Origin of the sequence: Umezawaea endophytica (assembly GCF_025061645.1) — a bacterium.
Lineage (GTDB): Bacteria > Actinomycetota > Actinomycetes > Mycobacteriales > Pseudonocardiaceae > Umezawaea > Umezawaea endophytica.
On sequence record NZ_JANYMP010000005.1, the window covers coordinates 210,479 to 219,024 of the forward strand.

Annotated in this window: 8 protein-coding genes; 3 read left to right on the top strand and 5 right to left on the bottom strand. The window is 73.0% G+C overall.

Features of this window, described 5'->3' with window-relative positions:
- Positions 1-66 precede the first annotated feature (66 nt).
- Genes NZH93_RS13275 through NZH93_RS13285 form a run of 3 tightly spaced genes read left to right on the top strand, consistent with a single transcriptional unit; the run spans position 67 to position 2,938 of the window.
- Positions 67-591: a M23 family metallopeptidase gene (locus tag NZH93_RS13275; protein ID WP_259623339.1), complete on the top strand. Its 525-nt coding sequence runs from the start codon at positions 67-69 to the stop codon at positions 589-591.
- A complete protein-coding gene (locus NZH93_RS13280; RefSeq protein WP_259623340.1) occupies positions 588-1,430 on the top strand; it encodes a GNAT family N-acetyltransferase in 843 nt (280 codons plus the stop codon). Before NZH93_RS13275 ends, NZH93_RS13280 begins: the two co-directional genes overlap by 4 nt.
- Positions 1,427-2,938, top strand: a complete 1,512-nt coding sequence (locus NZH93_RS13285; RefSeq protein WP_259623341.1) for a UDP-N-acetylmuramoyl-tripeptide--D-alanyl-D-alanine ligase — start codon at positions 1,427-1,429, stop codon at positions 2,936-2,938. The genes NZH93_RS13280 and NZH93_RS13285 overlap by 4 nt, the downstream gene beginning before the upstream one ends.
- Before the next feature lie 271 nt (positions 2,939-3,209).
- On the opposite strand, the gene NZH93_RS13290 is transcribed toward NZH93_RS13285, so the two are convergent.
- The 5 genes from NZH93_RS13290 to dpgA are packed head-to-tail and all read right to left on the bottom strand — an operon-like array spanning position 3,210 to position 8,235.
- Positions 3,210-4,316 (bottom strand): 3-deoxy-7-phosphoheptulonate synthase, encoded by a 1,107-nt coding sequence (locus NZH93_RS13290; RefSeq protein ID WP_259623342.1) that lies wholly within the window; start codon positions 4,314-4,316, stop codon positions 3,210-3,212.
- 52 nt (positions 4,317-4,368) lie between these two features.
- A complete protein-coding gene (gene dpgD / locus NZH93_RS13295; RefSeq protein ID WP_259623343.1) occupies positions 4,369-5,172 on the bottom strand; it encodes an enoyl-CoA-hydratase DpgD in 804 nt (267 codons plus the stop codon).
- The gene (dpgC, locus tag NZH93_RS13300; RefSeq protein ID WP_259623344.1) at positions 5,169-6,473 is read right to left on the bottom strand and encodes a (3,5-dihydroxyphenyl)acetyl-CoA 1,2-dioxygenase DpgC; all 1,305 of its coding nucleotides are present in this window, start codon (positions 6,471-6,473) and stop codon (positions 5,169-5,171) included. Before dpgC ends, dpgD begins: the two co-directional genes overlap by 4 nt.
- A complete protein-coding gene (gene dpgB / locus NZH93_RS13305; protein ID WP_259623345.1) occupies positions 6,470-7,108 on the bottom strand; it encodes an enoyl-CoA-hydratase DpgB in 639 nt (212 codons plus the stop codon). Before dpgB ends, dpgC begins: the two co-directional genes overlap by 4 nt.
- Before the next feature lie 26 nt (positions 7,109-7,134).
- Positions 7,135-8,235 carry a 3,5-dihydroxyphenylacetyl-CoA synthase DpgA gene (gene dpgA / locus NZH93_RS13310; protein WP_259623346.1) on the bottom strand — a complete coding sequence of 367 codons (1,101 nt, stop codon included), beginning with the start codon at positions 8,233-8,235 and terminating at the stop codon, positions 7,135-7,137.
- Positions 8,236-8,546 lie beyond the last annotated feature (311 nt).

The window sequence follows — 8,546 nt, forward strand, 5'->3', positions numbered from 1 at the left end:
GCAGTCGGGGGACCATCCAGGAGGAGGAACGAGCACGTGCCAGGTCTTGTCTTTCCCATCGGGGGTATGAGCTGGGCGGACTTCCGCGACCGGCCGGAACTGCGCGGTGCGGGCACCGGCGCGCCGGGCCGGGGCGGCTGGCGGTACCAGCGGAACGAGCACCACGTGCACCGGGGCATCGACCTCAAGGCGCCGATCGGCACCGCGCTGCTCGCTGTCGAAGAGGGCAGGGCGGAGTTCATCACGGCGGTGGCGGGCCGCGGCGGGGGGCACCGGGTGCGGCTGCACGGCGCGGGCGGCGCGGTCTACCACTACCTGCACCTCGGCACCGATCCGGCCAGCACCCGCGACGCCTTCCCCGCGGAGTTCGCCGACCTGGGCGACCGGTCGGTCCGGGTGGAGGCGGGCACGGTCGTCGGCTACCTCGGGCACACCGGCGGCTCGGTCGCCGGCGGCACACCGATCCCCGCCAGGGCGGCGCACCTGCACTTCCAGTACCACCCGGACGGCTTCGACGCCGAGGACGCCGACCCGGCGGCCTTCTTCGCGCTCGTGGAGGCCGACCTGGCGCGCGACGGGCACGTCCGGTGAAGGTGGTCTTCGCGGAGTGCGCCCCGCACTACGACACGCACCTCGCGCCTTACCAGGTGCTCGGCTTCCCGGACGAGGGCGAGTCCGCCGCCACCGCGTTCGGTCACGGCATGCTGCCGAGCAACCGCGAGATGACCCGGTTCTACCTCGCCCGCAGCGTGCGCGTCGACCTCGCGCGGTACGTCGAGACCAAGCGCGAGCGCTACGTGGGGCGGCAGTGCGGGGGGCTGCGCCGCGACTTCCGGCCGCGAGCGCTGCTCGACCGCCAGGACGAGTGGGTCGACCTGTGCCTGCGCTACATGAACGGCAGCCCGCAGTGGGAGTCGCGCCGGGACGGCCGGTTCGAACCGCCGGACGTCGTGGCCCGGCTGGACATGCCGATGACGACCCACGTGGTGACGCTGACCGACACCGCCGACGGGACGCCCGCGGCGCTCGCGCTGCTGTACGTCGAAGCGCCGGTCGCCTACTACGCGGTGGCGTTCTACGACGAGCGGTACCGCTCGGTCAGCATCGGCTCGCACCTGATGAGCCAGGCGCTCGCCGCGGCGCGGGACCTCGGGCTCACCCACGTCTACCTGGGCACCTGCTACTACGAGGGCGCGCTGTACAAGACCAGGTTCAACGGCATGGAGTTCTTCGACGGCGTCCGCTGGTCCGACGACCGGGAGAAGCTCCACCTCCTGCTGGACCAGCAGGACAAGCTCCGCGAGCGGCACGTGTTCGAGCACCCGCCGTACGTCACGGCCACCGGGCCGCCCAGCGCCCAGGACGCGACCCTGCTGCTGACCGGGGTCCGGAACTCCCGAGACCACCTCGCACCCGAGGAGGAGCGATGATCCCACTCGACCTCGCCACCGTCGCGGCCGCGGTCGGCGGCAGGCTCCACCGGGCCGACGGCTCCCGGCAGGTCCTCGGCGGCGTGGAGTTCGACAGCAGGAACGTGCGGCCGGGCACGCTCTTCGTCGCGCTGCCGGGGAAGAACGCGGACGGGCACGAGTTCGCCGAGCAGGCCGTCGCGCAGGGGGCGGTGGCGGTGCTGGCCGCCCACGAGGTCGCGGCGCCCGCCATCGTCGTGCCCGTGACGGGTGACCACGTGCCCTCCAGGGTGCTCGCGCTGGCCGGCGACCGCGACGGGTCCGGCGCGGCCGTGCTGGCCGCGTTGGCCAAGCTCGCGGGCCACGTGGTCCGGCGGCTGCCGGACTGCGCGGTCGTCGGCGTGACCGGGTCGTGCGGCAAGACCTCCACGAAGGACCTGATCGGGCACCTGCTCGCCCCGCTCGGACCGACCGTCGTGTCGCCGCGGTCGTTCAACAACGAGCTGGGCCAGCCGTGGACGGTGCTCCGCGCGGAGGAGCGGACCAGGCACCTCGTCCTCGAACTGGGCACCAGGGGCGTCGGCCAACTGGCGGCGCTGTGCGCGACGGCGCCGCCCCGGATCGGGGTGGTGCTCAACGTCGGTGACGCCCACCTCGGCGAGTTCGGTTCCCGCGACGCCATCGCCACGGCCAAGGGCGAACTCGTCGAGGCGCTGCCGGACGCCTCCGCGGGCGGGGTGGCCGTGCTCAACGCGGACGACCCGCGCGTCGCCGCCATGAGCACCCGCACCTCGGCCCGCGTGGTGCTGACGGGCCGCGCGGCGACCGCGCACGTCCGCGCGACCGACGTCGAGGTCGACGGCCTGGCCAGGGCGCGGTTCACCCTGCGGCTCGACGGCGCCGGCGGCACCACGTCCGCGCGGATCGCCCTGCCGACCCACGGCGAGCACCAGGTCGACAACGCGCTCGCGGCCGCCGCCGTCGCGCTGGAGCTGGGCGCGACGGTCGACGACGTCGTCGCGGGCCTCCAGGCCGAGCGGCCGCTGGCTCCGCACCGGATGGCGGTGCACCGGACGGCCGACGGCGTCACGGTGATCGACGACGCCCGCAACGCGAGTTCGGGGTCGATGCTGGCCGCGCTCCGCACCCTCGCGTCGACGACCACGACGGACGGCGGGCGGAAGTGGGCGGTGCTCGGCGCGATGCGGGAGCTGGGCGACGCGACGGACGAGACGCACGACCGGGTGGGCGGGCTCGCCGCCCGGTACGCCGATCGGGTCGTGTCGGTCGGCGGGGACGCCCGCCTGATCCACGCCGCAGCGGCAGCGGCGGGCACCGGCGCGCGCGCCGACCACGTGCCGGACACCGAGTCCGCGACGGCGCTCCTGCGCGACGAGCTGCGCGAAGGCGACGTCGTGCTCATCAAAGGCGCCCGTCTGGCCGCTCTTTGGCGGATAGCGGAGGCACTGCTCCCTCCCGAGGTTCCGAGCACGGGATGGGACAGCGATTTCGTCAAGGTCGCGGACTGACCGCGACACACGCTGCGGAAGAGGACGTGACCTCCTACTCCGAGGTCACCGCTATTCCTCTCGCACCCGTTCGGCGCGCCTGAGCAGCACGTTGTTTCCGGTAAACACGAATATCCGCCGAATCGGGCCCGGCCATTCCCAGGGGAACGGTCGGGCCCGCGGCAGGGATGACCAGCAGGAATGGTGTCCGACTCCGACACGGGGCCGGTTCCGGGCGATTGTTCGCATTCCTCGAGGTCGTCGTTCGCGGCGCGACACCGCGGGGACGGCCTCACCCGCGCACGTCGGCACCCGCTCTCGTGCCGATCCTGCGGCGGGCGGCGGTCGCGGTGGCGAGGGCTTCCAGGACGGTCTCGGTGGTGGCGAAGTCCATGCACGCGTCGGTGATGGACTGGCCGTAGGTGAGCGGCCTGCCGGGGTGGAGGTCCTGCCTGCCCGCGCGGAGGTTGGACTCCAGCATGACGCCGACGACGCCGTGCTCCCCCGTCCCGACCTGGTCGGCGATCTGGTCGGCGACGGCAGGCTGCCTGCGGTGGTCCTTGTGGCTGTTGTCGTGGCTGGCGTCGATCACGACCCGGCGGGGCAGGCCCGCGGCACCGAGGGCCTCGAGTGCTTTGTGGACGGACGCGGCGTCGTGGTTGGGCGCGGAGTTGCCGCCGCGCAGGACGAGGTGGCAGTCGGGGTTGCCGACGGTGTGCAGGATGGCGGGCATGCCGCTGGGGTTGACGCCGGGGACGACGTGGCGCGCGGCGGCGGCGCGGATCGCGTCGATGGCCACGGTGACGTCGCCGTCGCGGCGGTTCTTGAAGCCCACGGGCATGGACAGGCCGCTGGCGAGCATCCGGTGGGTCTGGCTCTCCACGGTGCGGGCCCCGATGGCGCCCCAGGAGACGGCGTCGGCGAAGTAGGCGGGGATGGTGGTGTCCAACCACTCGCACGCCGTCGGCAGGTCGCGCTCGGCCAACTCCAGGAGGAGGTGCCTGGCGATCCGCAGCCCGTGGTTGACGTCGCCGGTGCCGTCCAGGTGCGGGTCGTTGATGAGACCCTTCCAGCCGCCGACGGTGCGGGGCTTCTCGAAGTACACCCGCATGACGACCAGCAGGTCGTCGGCGAACCGGCCCGCGGCGGCGGCCAGGTGGTCGGCGTAGTCCAGCGCCGCGGCGGGGTCGTGGATGGAGCACGGTCCGGTGATCACGAGCAACCGGTCGTCCGTCCCGTCGAGGACGCGCAGGACGTGCTCGCGCCCCCGCCGCACCGTGTCGGCCGCGGTGGCGCTGATCGGCAGTTCGTGGTGCAGCAGCGCGGGCGTGACCAGGGGGACCATGCGGTCGATGCGCTGGTTGTCGAGGTCGAACGCGGCGGTGGTCGTAGGTGTCATCACGAATGTCCAAGGTCTCGGTGAGTCGTTGGTGGCGTTGACGTTTCCCACTTCATCGGCAACGCCCGGTCCAGACTGGATCCCGTCGCTCGGTGAAGGCGCGGACGCCTTCGACTGCGTCCGCGCTCCGCCTCCGGCGGTCCTCCCACTCGTACGACGCGGTGAACGCCTCCTCCAACGGGAGGTCGAGCGAGCGCAGTGCCGCCTCCTTGATGGCGCGCACCGAGAGCGGGGCGGCGCGCACGAGGCCGTCCGTCCACCCGGCGACGCACCGGTCCAGCTCGTCCGGCGGCACGACCTCGTTCACCAGTCCGTGGCGGAGCGCCGTCGCGGCGTCCATCCGGCGCCCGGTCAGCAGGTAGCCCATGGCCACCTTCTGCGGGATCAGCCGCGGCAGCCGGAACACGCCTCCCGCACCGGGGATCAGCCCGAGCCGGACCTCCGGCAAGCCGAACACCGCGTCCTCGGAGGCGATGACGATGTCGCAGGCGAGCACCAGCTCGAAGCCGCCCCCCAGCGCGTAGCCGCACACCCGTGCGAGCACGGGCTTGGACAGGGTGAACCGGTCGGTCAGCCGGGGGTGCCCCGGCTGACCCCGGCTGCCGAACGTCGAGGCCTCCACGCCCGTCCCGTCCAGCCGCGCGCGTTCCTTGAGGTCCTGGCCGACGGAGAACGCGCGGGTCCCCGCGCCCGTCAGGACCACCGCCCGGATGTCGTCGTCGGCCTCGACGTCGTCCCACACCTCGGCGAGTTCCGCGTGCATCCGCCGGTCCATCGCGTTCAGCACGTCGGGCCGGTCCATCGTCACGCGGGCGACGTGGGCCTCCTTCTCGTACCGCACACGGGTCCGGCTCACGCCGACCCCGCCGCGAACCTGCCGACCTTGCCGATGACGTCCGCGCCGTAGGTGCGCAGCGCCTGTTGCAGGGCGAACTCGGCCATGTACCGGCGGAACCCCTCCGGCGGTTCCTCGGCCAGGTTCAGCATGCGCCGGTTGGCGAGCACCGCGTCCCCGTCGAGGCGGGCCAGCGCGCGGTCGATCGCCTCGTCCATCCCCTCGGGCGGGACGACCTCGTCGACGAGCAGCCGCGCGTCCGGCTCGTCGGCCCGGATCTTCCGCCCGCCCAGGATCACCTGCCGGGCCACGCGCGGCCCGGTGAACCGGGTGAGCCGGTGGTTGGCCGCTCCGGGGATGATCCCCTCCGTCGCCGCGGGCAGGCTCAGGTAGGAGTCCGACGCCGCCAGCACGTGGTCGAACACCAGCAGGAGCTGGGCGCCGCCGCCGATGGCGAAGGTGTCGACGGCCGCCACCCAGGGCTTGTCGACCAGCGGCGAGTGCCACGAGCGGTCCGCGAGCACGCCGCGGACGATCTTGTGGATGTAGCCCAGTTCCCGCCGCACCAGGAAGTCGACTAGGGGGATGTCGCCCGAGCTGAGCTTCTTCAGGTTCACGCCCGCGCAGAACACCCGGCGCCCCCGGTAGCGGGGGTGGCTCATCTCCCCGCCCCGCAGCAGCCCCACCCGGACGGACGGGTCGAGCAGCGCCAGGTCGACCGCCGTCTCCATGTCGTCGACCTGCTGGAGGTCCTCGGCGTTCAGGCAGTCGTCCCGGCACAGCGTCAGGTGCGCGACGCCGTCCCGGCGCTCCAGCCGGACCGCCTCCATGGTGACGACGCCGGTCTCGACGAACTCCGGCAGCAGCCGGAGCGCCCTGGGGGTCGGCCGGAGCATGGCGTCGAGCAGGTGCGGACCGGCCTTCGGGGAACGCAGGATCGCGCGCAGGAAGATGCCCTGGTCGATCTCGCGCCCCTGCTTCTCCGCCTGCCGCCGCGAGCGCTCGACCGCCATCTGCTCGTCGGTGGGCACCAGGCCGGGCCGGGCGCGGGCGGCGGCGCCGACCAGTTCGTCGACGCGCAGGTACCGGGTGCGGCCCACGGTCAGCTCGTCGTAGACCTCCTCGGCGTGCTCCGCCAGGTAGTCCACGCGCATCGCCCTGATCCCGTCCAGCGCGGCGGACGCGGCGGCGCGCTGCGCGGGACCGCGGTCGGACGGCGCGGGCAGCCCGGCGAGCAGGTCGTCGACGCGCCGGGCCTCCTGCTCCAGCGCCCTGCCGTCGAGCAGCGGCCCGGACAGCGCGGTCGGGGAATCCACCGTCATGACACGGCTTCCCGTCGCAGGGTCCGGTCCGCCGCGGCCAGGTGCGCGCCGAGCGCGTCCTCGAACGTGGTCGAGCCCGCCTCGAACACCAGTTGCCTGCGGATGGCCAGCTCCACGCCGTCGAGGGCACCGGCCGCCTCGGTCAGCCGGGCCACCGCCGACTCCGGGTCGTCCGACACCGCGTCGACCAGTGCGAGCGCGAGCGCGCGGTCCGCCTCGATGGGGGCACCGAGCAGCACGGCCCGCCGGATGCCCGCCGACCCCGCCTGCTGGGTGAGCCGGTGGACGGTCATCCCCGGCCAGGCGCCGCCGCCGACCCAGGGCAGCCGCAACCGGGTGTCCGGGGCGACGATCCGCACGTCGGCGGCGAGCAGGAGGTCCAGTGCCGCCCCGGCGCAGTCGCCGGAGGCCACCACGACCGTGAGCCTGCCGAGCCGTTCGAACCGGCGCACCGCGCGTTCCCACTTGGAGACCAGGCCGACCGTCAGGTCCTTCGCCCACCCGTCGGGCGGGGCGCCCGTGACGTGGAGCGTGACCGGGCCGGGGTCGCGGTGGTCCTCCACGTGGTCGCAGAGGCCGTTCAGCTCCTCGACCAGCGCGGCCGACAACGGCCGGGTGCCGTCCAGACGCAGCATCGGTTCGCCACTCACTTCCGCGCGCCTCACCACTGGATCAGCGCCATCTCGATCGAGGAGCCGGGCCCCATGGTCATGAACACGCCGTGGTCCCCCGGCCGGGCCACGTCCTCCTCGGCGAGCCGCTCGTAGGAGAAGAGGAAGGAACCGCTGGAGAGGTTCCCGTAGTCGCGCAGCACACCGGTGGTGTGGCGGACGTCGTGCCTGCTCAACCCGAGGTTGACGACGACGGAGTCGACCACCTTCTTGCCACCGGAGTGCACCACCCAGTGGTCGATGTCGCTGCGCCGCAGCCCGGTGCCGGTCAGCAGCCGGTCCGCGACGACCTCGGCGTGCGCGCCGACCACGTAGGGGATCTGCGGGTCGAGGAAGAAGCTGAAGCGGTCCTGGTCGCGGTCCCAGTCGTAGCGCATCGCGTCGACCGCTTCGGTGATGATGTAGCTCGCGAACTTCAGGACGCGCGGGCCGGGCACCCGCCGGTCGCCGGAGACCACGGCGAGCGCGGCGGACCCGTCGCCGAACAGGCTGTTGACCACCGCGGTCCGCATGGTGCCGTCCAGGGCGTACGCGGCGGAACACGCCTCGCTGCACAGCACGACGCCGAGTTCGCCGGGGTGCGCCGCCGACCAGCCCGAGACCACGTTCAACGCGTTCAGGCCCGCGTTGCAGCCCATGCCCACGATGTCCGAGCGGCTGGTGTGCGGGTCGATGCCGAGCTCGCGGATGATCAGCGCGCTCAGGCCGGGGGTCAGGAAGCCGGTCGAGGTGACGCAGCACAGGTGGCGCAGGTCCGAGAGCATCGCTCCCGCCGACTTCAGGCAGGCCTCCAGTGCCCGGCACCCCATGTCGACGGCGATCTTCTTGTGCTTGTCCAGCAGGTCGCCCTGCGGCTCCGGTGCGCGCCCACCGCCGGGACCCTCCGGCGGGAGCGTGAGGAAGCGCCGATCGATGGCGCTGTTCAAGAAGACCGACCGGATCCTGGGGTCGTCCACGTCGAGGATGTCGAGGAGTTCGGTCTGGGAGTAGGACGTGGCGGGCACGGCGGTCCCGACACCGGCGATCCTGGTGATCTCGGGTGTTCCGGCGAGGACCGGGAGGTCGACAGCCGGGGCTGTGGTGGTCGTCATCGATACGTCCACCCCCAACTCCGTGGCTTGCTGCGGACTACCTGCTTGACCTGTGACACGGTCGTCTTCCCCTCTGGTCACGGGTTTCGGTGGACGTCCCGAACGTAGGCTCGGCCGAACGAGACGGTCAAGATCGTCCAATTCCCCTGGCACAGCGGAGAATCGGTCACGGCGAGCGGGTGCGGACGAGCCCCCGCCGACGGCTCCCGGAGCCCGGACGAGGTGGTGTCGAGGCCTGTCCGACAGGCCGTGGCGACTCGTGACGCGGGCCGGGCCGGGTGCCGACGAGCGCTGTCGCCCGTCGGCACCCG